Raw genomic sequence first — 18611 nt, 5'->3', positions numbered from 1 at the left:
GATGAACACCGCACTGTATTGGGCGGCGTCCTTTGCCATGGTGTGTTTTGCCCTGGGCATGGTGTTTGCCGCCGTCCGCCTGCTGCGCGGCCCCACCGCGCAAGACCGCGTGCTGGCGCTGGACACGCTGTATATCAACGGCATGTTGATGATGCTGGTCTTCGGCATCCGGTCGGGCTCGTCGCTGTACTTCGACATTGCCTTGCTGATCGCGCTGTTCGGCTTTGTGGGGTCCACGGCCATGGCGCGCTTCCTGCTGCGCGGCGAGGTGATCGAGCCATGATGGACGCCACCATTCCTCTCTGGGCTGGTATTCCCGCCTGCATCCTGCTGGTGCTGGGCGGCTTGCTGGCGTTGACCGGGTCCGCCGGCCTGCTGCGCTTTCGCAGCTTTTATTCCCGCATCCACGCGCCTACGCTAGGCAACACACTGGGCTGCGCCTGCGTGTTGCTGTCGTCCATCCTGGTGTTTTCGGCGTGGTCGGCGCGGCCGGTGTTTCATGAAGTGATCATCACCTTGCTGTTGGTTATTTCGTCGCCCGTCACCGCCATGCTGCTGATGCGAGCGGCCACGTATCGCAACCGCCTGACCAAGGCAGACGCGGACCTGGACGCACGCTAAGGCTCGTAACAAGCGACACGGCATGTGAACGTAAGCAGTCATGGCGCAGCGCGGCATTTCACACAGACAGGGGCAACCGCCCCTGTTTTTCCGCCTGCGCGGTGTTCCTCCTACGTTTGGCGCTTGATACGTAACCTTACGAATTCACGTTGCTCGTCATGTGCCTGGCGTCTCATCGTGGGATAGTGGTTACAAGCAGGCGGCGGAACCGCTGTCAGGTCCGCGCCGCCTACGGTTCAATTCTTAAAAGGAGCTGGCCATGAACGTACGACCCATGCATACCAAACGCCTTGCGGCATCCCTCTGCGCTGCGGGCTTGATGCTTGCGGCGGGAGCGGTCCACGCGGCTGATGCGATTGGCCGCGCCGCCATCCAGTCCCAGTACGAACAGGACGTGGCGAATTGCAAGAGCGGCAAGTCCAACCAGGACCGCGCAACTTGCATGCAGGAAGCCGGCGCTGCACGCCAGGAAGCCAACCGTCAGAATTTGAAGGAAGGCTCCACCGACCAGCACCAGCAGAATATGGTCGACCGCTGCAACCGCCTGCCGGCCCCGTCGCGCCAGGATTGCCTGACGCAGATGACCTCGCCCACGAACGTGCGCGGCAGCGTGCAGGGCGGTGGGGTGTTGCGTGAAACGGTGATCCAGGTGCCCGCGGGCACCGTGCCGCCCAGCACCACCATGCCGCCGGCCACGCCGGCCCCGGGCATGGTTCCTCCGCCCGCCACGACTGGCGCCCCGATGCGCCAATAACCGGCCTGGCATAGAAGGGCCAGGACAACGGCGCCGCCGCCCGCGAGGGTTGCGGCGCCGTTTTTGCGACGGGTGACGGCGCAGCGGCCGTCACATTCAGGCAAAATGGCGGCTGTTGCGCGTTTGCGCGCTTGTCACACCACCCATGCACGCATCCCCATGTCCGACGTCATCGCCCTGATTTTCGATTTCGACGACACGCTGGCCTCGGACAGCACGTCCGGTTTCCTGGAAAGCATCGGCGTGGATACGGCCTCGTTCTGGAAAGACGAAGTCGACCCGCTGCTGTCCCAGCAAGACTGGGACCCCGTTCCCGCCTATCTGTACAAGATGATCCAACTGTCGCAGGCGGGCACGAACGGGATGATCACCCAGCAGCGCCTGAAAGACTGGGGCGCGCGCCTGGAGCTGCATGACGGCGTGCCGACCCTGTTCCAGCGGCTGCGCGCCGCCGTGCGGGCCGAACAGCCGCAAGTCCAGCTTGAGTTCTACCTGATATCCAGCGGCATCGGCGACGTGGTGCGGTCCACCCCCATTGCGCATGAATTCACCGAAATCTGGGCCTCGGAATTTGTGTATGGCGACGACGGCGGCATTGCGTTTCCGCGCCGCATCGTCAGCTTTACCGACAAGACCCGCTATCTGTTCCACATCCAGAAAGGCATCATCGGGCGCGACTTCCGCAACAAGCCCTTCGAGGTCAACCGCAAGGTGCCCGAAGACCGCTTGCGCGTGCCGTTCGACCAGATGGTGTTCGTGGGCGACGGCTACACCGACATCCCGTGTTTTTCCTTGATCCGCCGCGCAGGCGGTTTCGCCTTCGGCGTCTGGGACCCCAAGCACCGCGACAAACGCAGCCGTGCTTGGGGCTTCATCGAAGAAGGGCGCGTGTCGAACCTGAACCAGGCCCGCTACGACGAACAGGCTGAGCTGTACCAATGGCTGGAAGAGGCCGTGACCAGCCTGGCCGGCCGTATCGCGCTGAAATCACGGGTGTACCGTGGTTGAGGCCAGTCCCGTGGCGGCCGTTGCGCCCTGGACCGCCGAAGACGAACGTTACATCGGGCTGGCGCTTGAAGAAGCCCAGGCCGCCTACGCCATTGGCGAGGTGCCGGTGGGCGCGCTGGTCGTTTCCGCGCAGGGCGAGATCCTGGGGCGCGGCTACAACCGCACCATCATCGACCACGACCCCACCGCCCATGCCGAAATCGTCGCCTTGCGCAGCGCTGCGCGGCACCTGGAAAACTATCGCCTGCCCGGCATCACCGTGTACGTCACGCTGGAACCCTGCGTGATGTGCATCGGCGCCATGCTGCACGCGCGGCTGGCCCGCGTGGTGTTCGGCGCCTACGACCCCAAGACCGGTGCCTGTGGCAGCGTGCTGGACGTCGGTTCCGTGCCCAAACTCAATCATCACACTTCAGTCACCGGCGGCGTGCTGGCGGAACCTTGCGGCGATCTGCTGCGCCGGTTCTTCCGTGAACGCCGCACCAAGGAATCCATCGCATGAGCACCCGCAAACCCGCCAAATCCGCCTCCAACAAGGCGGCTCGGCCAGCCAGCAAGGCGGCCCCACCGGCGGCTAATAAAGCGGCTAATAAAGCGGCTAATAAGGCGGCTAATAAGGCGGCTAATAAAAAGGCGGCCACTACGGCGGCCGCTACGGCAAGCGCCGCCCACGACCATGATCACGGGCTCGCCTGCGGCGAAGACTGCGGCCACGACCACAGCCACCATCACGCCGAAGGGCAGGTCATGCCGGACGCCCGCGGCATTTATCTGATCTCGCCGTCGTCGGCCGTGCGCGACCCCGCCACCGTTGAACTGGCCCTCGAACGTTTGCAGCAGCAGGGCTTCAAGACCGCCCTGGACCGCACCGCTTTTGCCGAGCACCAACGCTTTGCCGGCACCGACACCCAGCGCGCCGCCAGCCTGGCGCGCGCCATCAAGCAAAAGCTGCCCATCGTCATGGTGACGCGCGGCGGCTATGGCATGGGCCGGCTGCTGGACCAGATCGACTGGAAGGCCATGGCCGACAGCGGCAAGCGCTTCGTGGGCATGAGCGACTTCACCGCGTTTAACCTGGCGCTGCTGGCGAAGACGGGCGCGGTCAGCTACACCGGCGCGACCGCCGTGGCGGACTTCGGCGGCAAAAAGGTCGACGACCTGACCGAAGCGCTGTTTGGCGAAGTCATGCGCGGCGAACTTGAAATCCTGAGTTTCGAGACGCAAGACGCCGACCCGGTCGACGCCCGCGGCATCCTGTGGGGCGGCAACCTGGCCATGGTGGCGTCCCTGATCGGCACGCCCTACATGCCCAAGGTGCGCGGCGGCATCCTGTTCCTGGAAGACGTGGCCGAACATCCGTACCGCGTTGAACGCATGCTGATCCAACTGTGGCAGGCCGGCATCCTGGCCAAGCAGAAGGCCATTGTCCTGGGCCGTTTCACCGACTACAAGCTGGCCCCGCACGACAAGGGTTACGACCTGCACGAAGTCGTGGCGTGGTTGCGCAAGACGGTCAAGGTGCCGGTCATCACCGGCTTGCCCTATGGCCATGTGGCAACGAAAGCCACGCTGCCCATCGGGCAAAAAGTGGGCATCGCCACCGAGAAGGGGCTGGCCCACCTGGTGCTGGACGAGCACCACCACTGATCGGGTACGCACGGCGCCTAAGCCTGAGGCGCGTGGAGCGCAGGCGGGAAAACCCCATTTGCTACACTACTGGGTTTCCTCGCATGCGTCTTCGGGCGCCTTCAGACTCAAAAATACCGTGATATCCACAGCCAATCTCACCATCCAGTTCGGTCCCAAGCCCCTTTTCGAGAACGTCAGCGTCAAGTTCGGGGAAGGCAACCGGTACGGGCTGATCGGGGCCAATGGGTCCGGTAAGTCTACGTTCATGAAGATCATCGGCGGCGACCTCGAAGCCTCCGGTGGCAACGTTTCCCTGGAACCGGGAGTGCGCCTGGGCAAGCTGCGCCAGGACCAGTTCGCGTTTGAAGACCTGCGCGTGCTGGACGTCGTCATGATGGGCCACACCGAAATGTGGGCCGCCATGTCCGAACGCGACGCCATCTACGCCAACCCGGAAGCCACCGAAGACGACTACATGCGCGCGGCTGACCTGGAAGCCAAGTTCGCCGAGTACGACGGCTACACCGCCGAAGCGCGCGCCGGCGAACTGCTGCTGGGTCTGGAAATCGCCGTGGACCAGCACAACCTGCCCATGCGCGAAGTGGCCCCGGGCTGGAAGCTGCGCGTGCTGCTGGCGCAGGCGCTGTTCTCGAACCCCGACGTCCTGCTGCTGGACGAGCCCACCAACAACCTGGATATCAACACCATCCGCTGGTTGGAAAACGTGCTCAACAGCTACCAGAGCACGATGATCATCATCAGCCACGATCGCCACTTCCTGAACCAGGTGTGCACGCACATGGCCGACGTGGACTACGGTGAAATCCGCGTCTACGCGGGCAACTACGACGACTACATGCTGGCCTCCACCCAGGCCCGCGAACGCCTGGTGTCCAACAACGCCAAGGCCAAGGAACGCGTTGCCGAACTGCAAGACTTCGTGCGCCGCTTTGCCGCCAACAAGTCGAAGTCGCGCCAAGCCACGTCGCGCCTGAAGCAGATCGACCGCATCAAGGCCGACCAGGTCGTGGTCAAGCCGTCGTCGCGCCAGAACCCGTACATCCGCTTTGAACAGAACAAGGTCATGCACCGCCTGGCGGTCACGGTTGAAAACCTGACCAAGGCTTACGACGCGCCCGTCATCACCAAGTTCTCGGCCATGGTCGATGCCGGCGAAAAGATCGCCATCATCGGCGCCAACGGCGTGGGCAAGACCACCTTGCTGCGCCTGCTGGCCACCGAATTGCAGCCGGATTCGGGCTCGGTGAAATGGTCCGACAACGCCGACCTGGGCTACATGGCCCAGGACGTGTCCGATCAATTCCTGCAAACCGACATCAACCTGCTGGACTGGATGGGCGACCACCGTCAGCCGGGCGATGACGACCAATCGATCCGTTCGGTGCTGGGCCGCCTGCTGTTCTCGGCGGACGACCTGCCCAAGGCGCCCAAGGTGCTGTCGGGCGGTGAAAAGAACCGCATGACCTTCGGCCGCCTGATGCTGGGCCGGCACAACGTCATGCTGCTTGACGAGCCCACCAACCACCTGGATATGGAATCGATCGAGTCGCTTCAGTTCGCCTTGGAAAAGTACGAAGGCACGCTGGTGTTCGTATCGCACGACCGCGAATTCGTGTCCGGCCTGGCCACCCGCGTGATCGAAATCCTGCCGTCTGGCGAGATCATCGACTACCGCGGCGGCTACGAAGACTATCTGGAATCGCGCGGCATCGAAGCCTGACGCACCATCGGTAGCTAATGGTCAAGCACGGCTCGTCCTTCGGGGCGCGCCGTGTTGCTTTCGGCTTGGCCGATAGCTGACGGGGCAGGGGACGGGGCTTGGGTCTTCCACCGGGTCTTATATAACTGCTGGCTGTAAAGACATTCAATATCGATCGTTTGAATTCATATAACGAATTGTTAGATTTGAGCCTCGTCTTCACGCGCGCCCAAGATTCGTCCTATGAACCTGAACTTCGATCACGTCCACAAGCACTTCGGCGACCTGCCCGTCGTCGATGGTTTCACCAGCGAAATCAAGGCTGGCGAGCTCGTCGCCTTGGTCGGCCCGTCGGGCTGCGGCAAGTCCACGCTGCTGCATTTGGCGGCCGGGCTGGAAATGCCCACGCAAGGCAGCGTGCTGGCCGACGGCAAGCCGGTGGCGGGCCCGCACCCCAGCCGCACGCTGGTGTTTCAGGAACATGCGCTGTACCCCTGGCTAACGCTGGAAGACAATGTGGCGCTGGCGCTGGAATTCCAGAATGTCGCCAAGAAGCGCGCTCGCGAGTCGGCGCGCGAATGGCTGGCGCGTGTCAGCCTGGCCGGCTTTGAACACTACTATCCGCATCAGGTGTCGGGCGGCATGCGGCAACGCGCCGCGCTGGCGCGCGCGTTCATCGCGCAGCCCCAGACGATGTTGATGGACGAGCCCTTCGGCGCGCTCGACGCGCTGACCCGCCTGAGCCTGCAAGACGTGCTGCGCCAATTGATCGCCCAGGAAAAGCCCACGGTGCTGCTCGTGACGCACGATGTGGACGAGGCCCTGTTCCTGGCCGACCGCATCGTCGTCTTCAGCCCGCGGCCGGCGCGCGTGCTGCGTGAATTCAACCTGGCGCATCGCGCAAAGACACACGATCTCTCGGATCTGGCCGCTGAAAAGCGCGAGATCCTGCGCCTGTTGGGCATTGCGGTAGACGGCTCGCAAGCCCACGCCGACATGGCCCTGGCCGCCTGACCCGATTTCTCTTATTCGCAATTTGTGGCGGCGTCCGCGCCTTGCCAACCTTGTATCCCCTGGAGTTCCTCTGATGAAATTCAAGCAATGGCTTTCCCTGCCGCTGGCGGCCGCGCTGCTGGCCGCGGCGCCGGCAATGGCCGCCGAAAAGTTCCGCGTGGGCTATCTGCGGGTGATGGACGACGCGCAAGCGATCGTGGCGCAAGAAGGCGGCTATTACCAAAAGGCCGGCCTGGATTCTGAACTGATCGAATTCAAGTCCGGCACCGACCTGATCAAGGCGATTGTCGGCGGTCAGTTGGACATCGGCGTGCTGGGCTTCACCAACGCCGTGGCGTGGGCGTCCAAGGGCGCGGATCTGAAAGTGGTGGGCGGCGCTCAACAGGGCTATCACTCGCTGGTCGTGCGTGACGATTCCGGCATCCAGGACATCGCCGGCCTGAAGGGCAAGACGCTGGCCTCGCAAGCCGAGGGCAGCACCGCGGACGTGGTGTTGAAGGGCGTGGTGCTCAAGCAGGGCAAGCTGACTCCTGACGACGTCAACGTCATGGGCGTGAGCCCGGCCGTTGCCGTGCAGTCGCTGGTGGGCAAGCGCGTGGACGCGGCCTTCCTGTTCGAGCCCTATGACCGCATCGCGCAGTTGGTGGCGCCGGTCAAGCAGATCTACGAAGTGGGCCAGGCCTGGCCGTTCCCGTGCATGGTCGTGATCACCTCGGGTGAAACCCTGGCCAAGCGCAAGGACGATGTCTGGAAGGCGCTGGACGCCCAAAACCAGGCCATCACGCTGCTGCAGAAAGAACCCGCGCAGGCGTCCAAGCTGATCGCCTCCTACTTCATCGCCGAGCCCACCTTGAAGACGCTCAAGCGTGGCGAGCTGCCGCGTGAAACGGTGATTGCCGAAGCCATCAGCACGCAGGTATTCACGCCCAAGCTGACGGAAAAGGACACGGCGCGCATGCAGGAAATTGCTGACATCCTGCAGGCCCAAGGTTCGCTGAAAACGCGCGACGGCAAGCCGTACGACGTGTCCAGCATCGTTGATCTGTCCTGGCAAGAGGCGCGCAAACTTTGAGCTCGTCTACCCGTGTGACCGGCGCCCGCAAGCATCTTGCGGGCGTTTTGGGTGTCCTTTTCATTCTTCTGTTGTGGCAATCGGCGGCGTTCGTTCTGCCTGATTTCCTGATGCCGGGCGTGCCGGCGGTGGTCGAACGCCTGTTCGAAGACCTGGGCAAGCAGTCGTTCCATCAAAGCCTGATGGGTACCTTGGGCCGCTTGGGCGCGGGCTATGGCCTGGCGTTGGTGGCGGGCATCAGCTTCGGGCTGGTGGCGGCGGTGCTGTTCTTCTTTCGCGAAGTGCTGCGCAGCGCCATCGTCATCCTGCAATCGATTCCGTCCATTGCCTGGGTACCGCTGTTCCTGATCGTGATGGGCTTTGGCAATACGCCCATCATCGTCGTGGTGGCGCTGTCGGCGTTCTTCCCGGCCGCGCTCAGCGTCATGAACGCCACCGAATCCGTGCAGCGCGTGCATGTGTCGGCGGCGCGCGTCATGGGCGCCACGCGATGGGGCCTGGTCAAGCGCGTGTACCTGCCCGCCGTCATGCCCGAACTGATCACGGGCGCACAGCTTGCCTTCGGCAACGCCTGGCGCGCGCTGATCTCCGCCGAGATGCTGATCGGCTTCGGCAAAGGGCTGGGCCGGTCGCTGGCGTATTCGGGCGAGATCGCGGACATGACGGGCGTGATGACCAACATTCTCGTCATCGCCGTGCTGGCCGCCTTGATCGACCAGTTCGTGCTTGAAAACCTGAAGCATCGCTTGTTGCGCTACCAGTACGTGTAAGCCCATGGCCACGACCCGGCGGTTGTCCCGCATCACTCATCTCTTCGTCGCGACGGCATGCCTGCTGCTTGCCGGCGCGGGCACCGCGCACGCGCAGCAACCCGCCGGCTTTGCCGCCGCGAAGGCGCGCGGCGAATTGGTGGTGGGCGTGCCGTATCTGGCGCCGCTGCCTGTTGCGGGGGCAAAGATTCGTACCCCCCACGGGCTGGACGCCAACATGGCCGAAAAGCTCGGTCTGAGCCTGGGCTTGCCGGTGCGTTTGCAGCAGGTGCCGGCGGACGAGGCCGGGGCACGCTTGGCAGCGGGTGACGTCGATGTGGTGCTGGCCGATCGCGCCAGCACTCAGCCGGCCACGGTGGCGGTGGAGCCCACCGGCTACCGTACGCGCCCCAAAGCCGTGATCCGCAGTGACACCCCCCTGCGCAAGCCGGCCGATGTGCGCGGCCGCAGCGTCTGCATGGCAGAGGCCGCAAGCGACACCCGCGCGCTGGCAGAAAGCTGGGGCGCCGTGGTGCGCACGTACCGCGTGCCGTCCGATGCGCTGGTCGCGGTGCGCGAAGGCGCTTGCGATGTCGGCTTGGTAGACGACGCCGTCTGGGAGCCGCTGGTGCGCTTTCCCGAATGGAAGAAGTTCTCCGCAACGCTTGAACCGGACGGCGCCCCGCGCGAGCGCGTATGGCTGTTGCCGGCCGCTGACACCGCCGACCGCGCGTGGCTGGCAAGCGAAATGAAGGCATGGAAGCAGTCTGGCGCCTGGAAGGCAATGACCACGAAATGGGCGCGCGACGTGGCCTTCGACGTCTACCTGGACCAGGAAGTGCCCGACTGCCACGGCTAGGGGCGGGTGCAGCCCAGCACTTACAATGCCGGGCATGACGCACACGTTGACCGCTCCTTGCTCGTATCAGGAAGACATCAAGAAAAGCCGCTTTGTCGCGCATGCCGCCCCGGTTGCCACCGTGGAAGAGGCGATGCGATTCTTCGCCGAGCGAGGTGACCCCGAAGCCACCCACAACTGCTGGGCGTACCGCATCGGGCAGGAATACCGATTCAACGACGATGGCGAGCCCGGCGGTACGGCTGGCCGACCGATCCTGCAAGCGATCGAAGGCCAGGACATGGACCGCGTGGCGGTGCTGGTGGTGCGCTGGTATGGCGGCATCAAATTGGGCGCGGGCGGTCTCGTGCGGGCGTATGGCGGCTGCGCGGCGAATTGCCTGCGGCTGGGCGAGCGCAGCGAAATCGTGGACTTGGCCACCGTCCGCTGCACCTGCGGTTTTGCGGACCTGGCGCTGCTGAAGTCGCGGCTGGCACAGGCGGGTGCGGTGGTCCAGCAGGAAGACTTCAACGAAGAGGGCGTGGCGCTATGCTTCGTGGCCCCGCGCACCGTGGTGAGTGACCTGGAAGTCACCGTCGCCAACATCACACGCGGACGCTCGGCCTGGGAACTGGTGTCTTAAGACGTCCGCCGTGTAGGCGACCCGCATTGGAAAAGGGCCCGGTTTGAACTGAACCGGGCCCTTTTGTTTGCTTACGCGTTCTGGCTGTCTTGCGCCGCTGCGATTTCCTGGTGGACCTTTTCCATGTCCACTTCCTTGATCTTGGCAAGCAGCTCATTCAACTGCCCGCCCGACAGCGCGCCAGGTTGCGAGAACAGCAGGACCTTCTCACGGAAGACCATCAGCGTGGGAATCGAACGAATTCCCAGCGCGCCGGCCAATTCCTGCTCGACGTCGGTGTTCACCTTGGCAAACGTGACGTCGGTGTGCTCGGTCGCGGCTTGCTCAAAAACGGGAGCAAAGCCACGGCACGGGCCGCACCACGGAGCCCAGAAGTCAACGATCAGGGTACCGTCAGGCGTAATGGCTTCCTGGAAGCTTTCTTTGGTGAGTTCAACAATACTCATTTTGGATCCTTGCCGCGGAGCGCGGCGCAAAAAGGCGGTATCGGGGACCCGGGGTGTGCCAGCCCCGGCCTGATTAGGCGACGCTTCATGTGCCACGCGCTCTGGGGCAATAGTAGAGCGGGCAATGGCCACGTCGCAATGGTTGGCGCTGTGGAGAGCGCAGTCAGCGGTGCTTAGACCGCGGTTTTTGTAGAGACACCCGCGTCGTTCTTCAAGGACGCAACAATCTCAAAAGAGCGCAGGCGATCGGCGATGTCGAAAAAGTCGGACACGATCATGACTTCATCGGCCTCGGTTTCCGCCACCAGGGCTTCCAGCCGCCGCTTCACGGTGTCGGGTCCGCCGACGATCGAAGCGCTCAGTCTTTGATTGACCGCCTCACGCTCCCATTCGTTCCATAAGCCGTCCATGTTGTCGACCGGCGGCTGCAATTGCAGGCGGTGGCCACGCACCAACGACAGGAATTTCAGCTGCTGGGTGGTCGATTGGCGCTGGGCGGCTTCGTCCGACTCGGCCGCCACCACGGGCACGCCGATCATCGCGTAAGGGCGCGACAGCGTCTCCGACGGCTTGAACAAGTGCCGGTACAGCCGCATCGCGGCCATGCCTTCCGGCGAGAAATGCCCCGCGAAGGAAAACGGCAGGCCCAGTTCCGCAGCCAGGCGCGCGCTGAAATCGCTGGATCCCAACAACCAGATCGGAATGTCCAGCCCCTCGCCGGGGATGGCGCGCACGGGCTGGCCCGGCCGGGAAGCCGCCAGGAAACCACGCAATTCTTCAACCAGCGCCGGAAATTCCAGCCCACTGCGCGGACCCCGGCGCAGCGCGTGCTGGGTGGCGCCATCGCTGCCAGGCGCACGGCCCAGGCCCAGGTCGATACGGCCGGGGTACAGGGTTTCCAGCGTGCCAAATTGCTCGGCGATGATCAGCGGTGGATGGTTCGGCAACATGATGCCGCCGGAGCCCACGCGCAGCGTGCGTGTCTGGCTGGCCACATGGCCGATCAACACGGCGGTGGCGCTGGACGCCACGCCATTGATGTTGTGGTGCTCAGCCAACCAGAAGCGCTTGTAGCCAAGGCGTTCAACATGCTGGGCGACTGCCACGGTATTGCGGAAAGCGTCGGCGGCATCGCGGCCCTGAACAATCGGGGCCAGGTCAAGGACCGAAAAGGGGATGCGGGCAAGGGCGCTCATGCGGAGATCCCCTCGTTCAGGGCAAGACAGGACGGCAACGCGGGGATAAGGCGAGTAAGGCGCAAGGTGAACTCCATACGGGATACATGGGGAGTGTATCGGCGAATTCAACCGGGGCAGGCAGCAACCTTATGGGCGGGCGGGTTGTATTGGGTGGGGCTATGCGCGTCATTGCCTCAAGCAATCAACAACGCAAACTCCAACAAAAAAGCCGCCACGGCAACGCCGGGCGGCTGACTGAATGCTGACTTCTACCCAGGCTATTCAGGGAAAAATGCGTATCGGATCACGAACAGAACAGCGACCAGCCAGGTGGCCGGATGCACGTCGCGGACTTTTCCGGTGGCGGTTTTCAACACCACGTAGCTGATGAAACCGAAGGCGATGCCGTTGGCGATGGAATACGTGAAGGGCATGACCAGCGCCGTCAGCGCGGCCGGCGTTGCCTCGGTGACTTCGTTCCAGTCGATGTCGATCAGTTCGCGCATCATCAGGCCGGCCACGTAGAGCAGGGCCGGGGCGGTGGCGTAGGCGGGCACGGCGCCGGCCAAGGGCGAGATGAACAGCGCGGCCAGGAACAGCAGCGCCACCACCAGGGCCGTCATGCCGGTACGGCCGCCTGCCTGCACGCCCGAGGCGCTTTCCACGAACGCGGTGGTGCTGCTGGTGCCCAGCGCGGAGCCTGCGACGATGGCCGTGCTGTCGGCGAACAGCGCGCGGCCCAGGCGGTTGGGGCGGCCTTCAGGCACCAGGCCGGCGCGCTTGGCCACGCCGACCAGCGTGCCGGTGGCATCGAACACTTCAACCAGCACGAACACCAGGATCACATGCACGAAACCGCTGTGCAGCGCGCCCAGGATGTCCAACTTCAGGAAGGTGGGGGCCAGGCTGGGCGGGGCCGAGAAGATGCCCTTGAATTCGTTGTAGCCCAGCGCCATCGACAACACGGTGACGACGATGATGCCGATCAGGATGGCGCCACGCACGCGCAAGGCGTCCAGCGAGGCGATGATGAAGAAACCCAGGATGGCGAACAGCGGGCCATGCGCCGTCAGGTTGCCCAGGGAAACCTTGGTGGCCGGATGGGCAACCACGATGCCCGCGCTGGACAGCGCGATAATCGCCAGGAACAGCCCGATGCCCGCCGCGATGGAGCTGCGCAGGGAATGCGGAATGCCTTTGACGAGCCACACGCGGATGCCCGATATCGTCAATATCAGGAAGATCACGCCCGAGATGAACACGGCGCCCAGCGCCTGCTCCCAGGTGTAGCCCATGGTCTTGACGACGGTGAAGGCGAAGAACGCATTCAGGCCCATGCCGGGCGCCATGCCGATCGGCCAGTTGGCCACCAGCGCCATCACCAGCGAGCCAAGCGCGGCCGCCAGGCAGGTGGCCACGAAGACGGCGTCGCGGTCCATGCCGGTGGACGACAGGATGTCCGGGTTGACGAAGATGATGTATGACATCGTCAGGAACGTCGTCAGGCCAGCCACGATTTCGGTGCGCGCCGTGGTGCCGTGTTCACGCAGCTTGAATAACTTCTCCAGCATTCCAGTCCCCAGTGTGTTTGCAGGCTTGTTGGTTGTTGTAGGCGGTGGCCGATCGGCGCCGCGCGATTTCAAAACAGGCGTATTTTCGCATCAGTTGTAAACTCTGCCGCCATGATTATCCTCGGCTTTGAAAGCTCCTGCGACGAAACCGGTGTCGCAGCCGTCTGTACGGAACGTGGTCTGCTGGCGCACGCGCTGCACACCCAAATCGCCATGCACCAGGAATATGGTGGCGTGGTGCCGGAACTCGCGTCGCGCGACCATATCCGCCGCGTCGTGCCCTTGACCCGCCAGGTGCTGCAAGACGCGGGCCTGCAAATGTCGGACATTGGCGCCGTTGCCTACACGGCGGGGCCGGGTCTGGCGGGCGCCTTGCTGGTGGGCGCCAGCGTCGCGCAGTCGTTTGCGTGGTCGCGCCATCTGCCCGCCATCGGCATCCATCACCTGGAAGGCCATCTGCTGTCGCCGATGCTGGCGGACCCGCGCCCCGACTTTCCCTTCGTGGCGTTGCTGGTGTCAGGTGGCCATACGCAACTGATGCGCGTGGATGGCGTGGGCCGCTACGAACTACTGGGCGAAACGCTGGATGACGCCGCGGGCGAAGCCTTCGACAAGTCGGCCAAGCTGATGGGGCTGGGTTACCCCGGCGGCCCGGCGCTGGCCAAACTGGCGGGGCAGGGCGACGCGGCCCGTTTTGAATTGCCGCGCCCCATGCTGCATAGCGGGGACCTGGATTTCAGCTTCAGCGGCCTGAAGACCGCAGTGCTGACGCGCGTCAAGGCGGCTGAAAAGGAAGGCGGGCTGGACGATCAGACCCGCGCCGACCTGGCGGCGGCCACGCAAGGGGCAATTGTCGATGTGTTGGCGGCCAAGGCCATCAAGGCGCTCAAGCAGACGGGCCTGCGCCGCCTGGTGGTGGCGGGCGGGGTGGGCGCGAACCAGTTGCTGCGCGCCAAGCTGGCCGCGGCGCTCAAGCCCTTGCGCGCGCAAGCTTATTTTCCGCCGTTGGAGCTATGTACCGATAACGGCGCAATGATCGCTTTCGCGGCGGCCGAGCGCGTCAAGGCGGGGCTTGTAACGCTGGACGCGGATGCGCACAGCTTTACGGTGAAACCGCGTTGGGACCTGGCGGATATTGCCTGATCCGTTCCCGCGCCTCTTTCCACCTGCCGGCAAGACGGAATTATTTCTTCTTGCCGCCGCCGATCTTGCTTTCCGTGCCTTGCACCAGGCGCGCGATGTTGGCGCGGTGACGGTAGAACAGCAGTACGCCGATCACTGCCAGGGCCACGCCCAGCGCCGGCTTCGCGTGCCACGCCAGCCCCGAGCCAAAGACGTAGTAGACCGGCGCAAAGAACGCCGCCACCAGCGATGCCAGGGACGAATAGCGGAAAAACACGGCGATGATCAGCCAGGTGGCGGCGGTGGCAACAGCCAGCCAGGGCTGGATCGCCACCAGTACGCCCAGCGCGGTCGCCACACCCTTGCCGCCCTTGAAGCGCAGGAAAACCGGGTACAGATGGCCGACGAAAGCGGCCAGCGCCACCAGCGCCAAGCCGGCGGGGGCGATGCCCGGGGCCAGTCGTTCGGCCAGCCAGATCGCGAACCATCCCTTGGCGGCGTCGCCCAGCAAGGTCAGCGCGGCGGCAGTCTTGTTGCCGGTGCGCAGCACATTGGTGGCGCCCGGGTTCTTGGACCCGTAGCTGCGAGGATCCTGCAGCCCCATCAGCTTGCTGACGACCACGGCGAAGGGCACGGAGCCGATCAGGTAGGCCAGCAGGACGAGCGCAGCAGTGAACGCCAGGGAGGGTTCGGTAATCGCCATGGGGTAGGGAGTCCGTTGTTGTCGGTTGTTGTCGTAATGGCTGCGGATTCTACCGCGCCGCGCGAGGCCCCTGGGTACGGGTTATCGAGCGTGGCGTTCCCGCCCCAGCGGCATACGCGGTCATACCGGGTGCGGCGGCGGACGGTACAATCCGACACGTCCACGCGCGTTTTATTTTCTTTCGGATGCACAATGCGAATTCTGGTTTCGAACGATGATGGTTACTCGGCCCCCGGGCTGGAAGCGCTGGTCGCGGCGCTGCAAGGCTTGGGCGATCTCACCGTCGTCGCGCCCGAGACCAACCACAGCGGCGCCTCCAATTCCCTGACGCTGAACCGCCCCTTGACGGTTCGCACTGCCTCGAATGGCTTCATCGCCGTCAACGGCACCCCCTCCGATTGCGTGCACGTGGCGCTCACGGGCTTGATTGACGCCCGGCCGGACCTGGTCGTGTCCGGCATCAACAACGGCGCCAACATGGGCGACGACACGCTGTATTCGGGCACCGTCGCGGCAGCCAGCGAAGGCTATCTGTTCGGCATCCCGGCCATCGCCTTTTCCTTGGCCGAGAAGGGCTGGGAACACATCGATTCCGCCGCGCGTGCGGCCCGGCTGGTGGTGGAACGCCATCTGGCGCAGCCCCTGGCCGCGCCGGTGCTGTTGAACGTCAACATTCCCAACCGACGCTTTGAAGACCTGCACGGCTTTGCCGTCACGCGGCTGGGCAAGCGGCATCCGTCGCAGCCCGTCGTGCGCACCACCACCCCCTATGGCGATACGGTGTATTGGATTGGCCCGGTCGGTTTGGCCGCCGATGCCACACCGGGTACGGATTTCCATGCGGTGGAGCAGGGCTCGGTGTCGGTGACGCCCTTGCGGCTGGACCTGACCCAGCACAGTCAACTGGACGAAATCCGAACTTGGGCAGAGCCGTTATGCGCAAACGCGTAAGTCAACCCGATGTGTCGCAGGCCGTGCCCGGGCGCCCCAGCCCGGTCCGCTACGACTCAGGCCGGCTCAGCCCCGGCGTTACCGCCACCAACAGCAACACCCGCATTTCCGCAGCCACCTTGCCTCGCCAGGCACAGGCTCCGACCCCGGCCTCGGGCAACAATCTTGGACTGAACTCGGACCGCTTGCGCCAGGCCATGGTGCAGCGGCTGCGGGGGCAGGGCATCAGCGACGAGCGTGTGCTGAACGCCATGGCAGCCGTGCCACGCCACATGTTCGTGGATGAAGCCCTGGCCAGCCGCGCCTACGAAGACGCGGCGCTGCCCATCGGGCATTCGCAAACCATCTCGCAGCCTTGGGTGGTGGCGCGCATGATCGCGGCAGCATGCGAGGACCGCACGCCGACGCGCGTACTGGAAGTGGGAGCGGGCTGCGGCTACCAGGCCGCGGTGCTCGCGCAGTTTGTGCGCGAAGTCCATTCCATCGAACGTATCCGTGGTCTTTACGAGCTGGCGCGCGAGCATCTGCGCGCCTTGCGGCTGACTACGCGCATCCGCCTGATCTATGGCGATGGCACCTTGGGCCTGCCCGGCGTGGCGCCGTTCGATGCTATTGTTGTGGCTGCCGCTGGCCTGGCCATTCCGCAAGCGCTGCTCACGCAGCTTGCGCCTGGCGGACGCCTGATCGCTCCTGAAGGGGGCACCAACCAGCGCCTGGTGTTGATCGAACGCACCGGCGCGGCCAGCTGGAAACGCACTGAATTAGAGGCCGTGCGCTTTGTGCCGCTACGCGCCGGAATACAATCTTGAGCAAACAGGAGAAACGTATGCTCAACGGGCAGTCGCAACTGACCGATATGACTATGGGCGCGTCCATGACGCGCCTGCGCCGCCCGCTCTTTATCGCGGGGGCACTCAGCCTGGCTATTTTGGCCGGCTGCGCATCAAAAGGAACTCGCGCTCCGGTGGTCGACATGACCAACGGACAGCCAGCGTCAACGGGCCAGCCCGGTGGCAGCTATGTGGTCAAGCCGGGCGACACGCTTTACAAGATCGCCCGCGCCAACAACGTGGATATCGAAAGCGTCAAGCGCTGGAACAACCTCAGCGATCCCAACCAGATCTCGGTCGGCCAGGTGCTGAAGATGTCGGGCGGCGCCAGCACGGGCGCGCAACCCGCACCCATCGCCAGCGCCAAGCCGCAACCGCGCCCGCTGGACCAGCCTGAAACCCCCGTCGCCACCAACCCGCCTCCGGACGCCACGCCCGCCCCGGCGCCGGTGGACGTCAAGCCCACGCCGCGCGCGGCGGACGCCAGCGTCATCAATTGGGCATGGCCGGCCAACGGCGCCATCGTGCAGACCTTCAACGCCAGCAGCAAGGGCATCGACATTTCCGGCGCCCTGGGTGACCCGATCACCGCCGCCGCGGATGGCCTGGTCAAGTACAGCGGCAATGGCGTGCGCGGCTTGGGCAACCTGATCATCGTTGAACATCAGAACGGTTTCATCACGGCCTACGCGCACAACCGCTCCTTGCTTGTGAAGACGGGGCAGAACGTCAAGCGCGGCGCCAAGATCGCCGAGCTTGGCCAAAGCGACACGACGTCGCCGCGCCTGCACTTTGAAATTCGCCGCCAGGGTACGCCGGTCGACCCCATGCAGTACCTGCCCGCAAAATGACGCCCACCCTGGTATTCGACCTGGAAACCATCCCCGATGCCGAGGGGCTGCGCAAGCTCAACGGCTGGGGGGCCGATGTTTCGGACCAGGACGTCGTCGAGCGTGCGCTGGCCGCGCGCCGTGAAGCCGTAGGCCATGACTTCCTGCCCCTGCACCTGCACAAGGTCGCGGTGGTGGGCTGCGTGTTCCGCGACGACCAAGGCTTTCGCGTCAAGACGCTGGGGCAACCCGACGACCCCGAAGCCGCCTTGCTGGCGGGCTTCTTCAAGACCATTGAACGCTACACGCCCAAGCTGGTGAGCTGGAACGGATCGGGTTTCGACTTGCCCGTTCTGCATTACCGCAGCCTGATCCTGGGCGTGCCAGCGCCGCGCTATTGGGACATGGGCGAAGAAGACCGCGACTTCAAGTTCAACAACTACATTGCGCGCTATCACACGCGCCATGTGGACCTGATGGACGTGCTGGCCAAGTACAACGGCCGCGCCAACGCGCCGCTGGACGACCTGGCCAAGCTGTGCGGCTTTCCCGGCAAGCTGGGGATGGACGGCAGCAAGGTATGGGAAGCCTGGAATACAGGCCGCGCCGACGAAGTCCGCGCCTATTGTGAAACCGACGTCGTCAACACCTGGCTGGTGTACTGCCGCTTCCGCTTCCTGCGTGGCGAGCTGGACCGCACCGGCTACGACGCCGAAGTATCTCTGGTGCGCGACACGCTGTCGGCCAGCGACGCGCCGCACTGGAAGGAATACATGGCGGCCTGGGACGCCAACTGACGCCTTGCTTCTTGCGGGCGTGGACGCATGCCAGGATACGACGGGGCCCCGCAAGGCCCCGTTTTCACGTCTGGCGCAGGCGCAATCGACTGAAACATGGACCGCGGGCGCGAAACCCGGTTGAAACCAGGCCAA

The 18611-nt window shown here is 64.4% G+C and carries 21 protein-coding genes; 17 read left to right on the top strand and 4 right to left on the bottom strand.

The genetic code is table 11. The annotated features are described in order from the left end of the window. Position 1 precedes the first annotated feature (1 nt). The 12 genes from M2361_RS08650 to M2361_RS08595 all read left to right on the top strand — a co-directional run bounded on the left by M2361_RS08650 (position 2) and on the right by M2361_RS08595 (position 10048). Positions 2-283: a K+/H+ antiporter subunit F gene (locus M2361_RS08650; protein ID WP_100857766.1), complete on the top strand. Its 282-nt coding sequence runs from the start codon at positions 2-4 to the stop codon at positions 281-283. Then, the gene (gene mnhG, locus M2361_RS08645) at positions 280-621 is read left to right on the top strand and encodes a monovalent cation/H(+) antiporter subunit G (RefSeq protein ID WP_259248004.1); all 342 of its coding nucleotides are present in this window, start codon (positions 280-282) and stop codon (positions 619-621) included. Before M2361_RS08650 ends, mnhG begins: the two co-directional genes overlap by 4 nt. Positions 622-880: 259 nt before the next feature. Next, positions 881-1375, top strand: a complete 495-nt coding sequence (locus tag M2361_RS08640) for a hypothetical protein (protein ID WP_259248002.1) — start codon at positions 881-883, stop codon at positions 1373-1375. 159 nt (positions 1376-1534) lie between these two features. Then, positions 1535-2383, top strand: a complete 849-nt coding sequence (locus M2361_RS08635) for an HAD family hydrolase (protein WP_259248001.1) — start codon at positions 1535-1537, stop codon at positions 2381-2383. Positions 2384-2393: 10 nt separating this feature from the next. Then, entirely contained in the window at positions 2394-2885 is a 492-nt protein-coding gene (tadA, locus tag M2361_RS08630) for a tRNA adenosine(34) deaminase TadA (protein WP_259249264.1), read from the top strand. Then, positions 2882-4030, top strand: coding sequence for an LD-carboxypeptidase (locus tag M2361_RS08625; protein WP_259247999.1), 1149 nt, complete (start codon positions 2882-2884; stop codon positions 4028-4030). Before tadA ends, M2361_RS08625 begins: the two co-directional genes overlap by 4 nt. Positions 4031-4148: 118 nt before the next feature. Further along, positions 4149-5753, top strand: coding sequence for an ABC-F family ATPase (locus M2361_RS08620; RefSeq protein ID WP_167401026.1), 1605 nt, complete (start codon positions 4149-4151; stop codon positions 5751-5753). 222 nt (positions 5754-5975) lie between these two features. After that, a complete protein-coding gene (locus M2361_RS08615; RefSeq protein WP_100855940.1) occupies positions 5976-6746 on the top strand; it encodes an ABC transporter ATP-binding protein in 771 nt (256 codons plus the stop codon). A 73-nt stretch (positions 6747-6819) separates the two neighbouring features. Then, positions 6820-7818 (top strand): ABC transporter substrate-binding protein, encoded by a 999-nt coding sequence (locus M2361_RS08610; protein ID WP_259247977.1) that lies wholly within the window; start codon positions 6820-6822, stop codon positions 7816-7818. After that, positions 7815-8588, top strand: a complete 774-nt coding sequence (locus M2361_RS08605) for an ABC transporter permease (protein ID WP_259247975.1) — start codon at positions 7815-7817, stop codon at positions 8586-8588. The genes M2361_RS08610 and M2361_RS08605 overlap by 4 nt, the downstream gene beginning before the upstream one ends. Before the next feature lie 4 nt (positions 8589-8592). Further along, positions 8593-9426: a transporter substrate-binding domain-containing protein gene (locus tag M2361_RS08600; protein WP_259247972.1), complete on the top strand. Its 834-nt coding sequence runs from the start codon at positions 8593-8595 to the stop codon at positions 9424-9426. A 34-nt stretch (positions 9427-9460) separates the two neighbouring features. After that, positions 9461-10048, top strand: coding sequence for a YigZ family protein (locus M2361_RS08595; protein WP_259247970.1), 588 nt, complete (start codon positions 9461-9463; stop codon positions 10046-10048). Positions 10049-10119: 71 nt separating this feature from the next. Here M2361_RS08595 and trxA read toward each other — a convergent pair whose 3' ends face one another. The 3 genes from trxA to M2361_RS08580 all read right to left on the bottom strand — a co-directional run bounded on the left by trxA (position 10120) and on the right by M2361_RS08580 (position 13243). Beyond that, the gene (gene trxA / locus M2361_RS08590) at positions 10120-10494 is read right to left on the bottom strand and encodes a thioredoxin (RefSeq protein WP_050446945.1); all 375 of its coding nucleotides are present in this window, start codon (positions 10492-10494) and stop codon (positions 10120-10122) included. Positions 10495-10667: 173 nt separating this feature from the next. After that, entirely contained in the window at positions 10668-11690 is a 1023-nt protein-coding gene (locus M2361_RS08585; protein WP_259247961.1) for an LLM class flavin-dependent oxidoreductase, read from the bottom strand. Between the two features lie 260 nt (positions 11691-11950). Then, positions 11951-13243, bottom strand: coding sequence for an NCS2 family permease (locus M2361_RS08580; protein ID WP_259247960.1), 1293 nt, complete (start codon positions 13241-13243; stop codon positions 11951-11953). Between the two features lie 111 nt (positions 13244-13354). Between M2361_RS08580 and tsaD the strand changes: the two genes are divergently transcribed. Then, on the top strand, positions 13355-14386 hold the full coding sequence (gene tsaD, locus M2361_RS08575; RefSeq protein ID WP_259247958.1) for a tRNA (adenosine(37)-N6)-threonylcarbamoyltransferase complex transferase subunit TsaD: 1032 nt from the start codon (positions 13355-13357) through the stop codon (positions 14384-14386). A gap of 40 nt (positions 14387-14426) precedes the next feature. Here the strand turns inward: tsaD and plsY are convergent, their stop codons facing one another. Beyond that, positions 14427-15068 carry a glycerol-3-phosphate 1-O-acyltransferase PlsY gene (gene plsY, locus M2361_RS08570; protein WP_100855935.1) on the bottom strand — a complete coding sequence of 214 codons (642 nt, stop codon included), beginning with the start codon at positions 15066-15068 and terminating at the stop codon, positions 14427-14429. A gap of 192 nt (positions 15069-15260) precedes the next feature. Here plsY and surE point away from each other — a divergent pair, with 192 nt between their 5' ends. From surE to M2361_RS08550, 4 genes are read left to right on the top strand one after another with little or no spacing between them, the layout of a single operon-like run. After that, a complete protein-coding gene (gene surE / locus M2361_RS08565; RefSeq protein ID WP_259247942.1) occupies positions 15261-16019 on the top strand; it encodes a 5'/3'-nucleotidase SurE in 759 nt (252 codons plus the stop codon). Beyond that, positions 16004-16828, top strand: a complete 825-nt coding sequence (locus M2361_RS08560) for a protein-L-isoaspartate(D-aspartate) O-methyltransferase (RefSeq protein ID WP_259247940.1) — start codon at positions 16004-16006, stop codon at positions 16826-16828. The genes surE and M2361_RS08560 overlap by 16 nt, the downstream gene beginning before the upstream one ends. 17 nt (positions 16829-16845) lie before the next feature. Next, positions 16846-17700 (top strand): peptidoglycan DD-metalloendopeptidase family protein, encoded by an 855-nt coding sequence (locus M2361_RS08555; protein WP_259247926.1) that lies wholly within the window; start codon positions 16846-16848, stop codon positions 17698-17700. Continuing rightward, positions 17697-18476 carry a 3'-5' exonuclease gene (locus M2361_RS08550; RefSeq protein WP_259247925.1) on the top strand — a complete coding sequence of 260 codons (780 nt, stop codon included), beginning with the start codon at positions 17697-17699 and terminating at the stop codon, positions 18474-18476. The genes M2361_RS08555 and M2361_RS08550 overlap by 4 nt, the downstream gene beginning before the upstream one ends. Positions 18477-18611: the final 135 nt, after the last annotated feature.

This window comes from Achromobacter sp. JUb104 (assembly GCF_024806975.1).
Classification (GTDB): Bacteria; Pseudomonadota; Gammaproteobacteria; order Burkholderiales; family Burkholderiaceae_B; genus Achromobacter; species Achromobacter spanius.
The sequence above is the reverse complement of the archived record's forward strand: the minus strand, read 5'-3'. Positions and strand labels throughout refer to the sequence as shown.

Bases quoted from the DNA above. Each gene is read 5' to 3' on its own strand.
- M2361_RS08650 (WP_100857766.1), top strand. From the start codon at position 2: ATGAACACCGCACTGTATTGGGCGGCGTCCTTTGCCATGGTGTGTTTT.
- mnhG (WP_259248004.1), top strand. From the start codon at position 280: ATGATGGACGCCACCATTCCTCTCTGGGCTGGTATTCCCGCCTGCATC.
- M2361_RS08640 (WP_259248002.1), top strand. From the start codon at position 881: ATGAACGTACGACCCATGCATACCAAACGCCTTGCGGCATCCCTCTGC.
- M2361_RS08635 (WP_259248001.1), top strand. From the start codon at position 1,535: ATGTCCGACGTCATCGCCCTGATTTTCGATTTCGACGACACGCTGGCC.
- M2361_RS08625 (WP_259247999.1), top strand. From the start codon at position 2,882: ATGAGCACCCGCAAACCCGCCAAATCCGCCTCCAACAAGGCGGCTCGG.
- M2361_RS08615 (WP_100855940.1), top strand. From the start codon at position 5,976: ATGAACCTGAACTTCGATCACGTCCACAAGCACTTCGGCGACCTGCCC.
- M2361_RS08610 (WP_259247977.1), top strand. From the start codon at position 6,820: ATGAAATTCAAGCAATGGCTTTCCCTGCCGCTGGCGGCCGCGCTGCTG.
- M2361_RS08600 (WP_259247972.1), top strand. From the start codon at position 8,593: ATGGCCACGACCCGGCGGTTGTCCCGCATCACTCATCTCTTCGTCGCG.
- M2361_RS08595 (WP_259247970.1), top strand. From the start codon at position 9,461: ATGACGCACACGTTGACCGCTCCTTGCTCGTATCAGGAAGACATCAAG.
- trxA (WP_050446945.1), bottom strand. From the start codon at position 10,494: ATGAGTATTGTTGAACTCACCAAAGAAAGCTTCCAGGAAGCCATTACG.
- M2361_RS08585 (WP_259247961.1), bottom strand. From the start codon at position 11,690: ATGAGCGCCCTTGCCCGCATCCCCTTTTCGGTCCTTGACCTGGCCCCG.
- M2361_RS08580 (WP_259247960.1), bottom strand. From the start codon at position 13,243: ATGCTGGAGAAGTTATTCAAGCTGCGTGAACACGGCACCACGGCGCGC.
- tsaD (WP_259247958.1), top strand. From the start codon at position 13,355: ATGATTATCCTCGGCTTTGAAAGCTCCTGCGACGAAACCGGTGTCGCA.
- plsY (WP_100855935.1), bottom strand. From the start codon at position 15,068: ATGGCGATTACCGAACCCTCCCTGGCGTTCACTGCTGCGCTCGTCCTG.
- surE (WP_259247942.1), top strand. From the start codon at position 15,261: ATGCGAATTCTGGTTTCGAACGATGATGGTTACTCGGCCCCCGGGCTG.
- M2361_RS08560 (WP_259247940.1), top strand. From the start codon at position 16,004: ATGCGCAAACGCGTAAGTCAACCCGATGTGTCGCAGGCCGTGCCCGGG.
- M2361_RS08555 (WP_259247926.1), top strand. From the start codon at position 16,846: ATGCTCAACGGGCAGTCGCAACTGACCGATATGACTATGGGCGCGTCC.
- M2361_RS08550 (WP_259247925.1), top strand. From the start codon at position 17,697: ATGACGCCCACCCTGGTATTCGACCTGGAAACCATCCCCGATGCCGAG.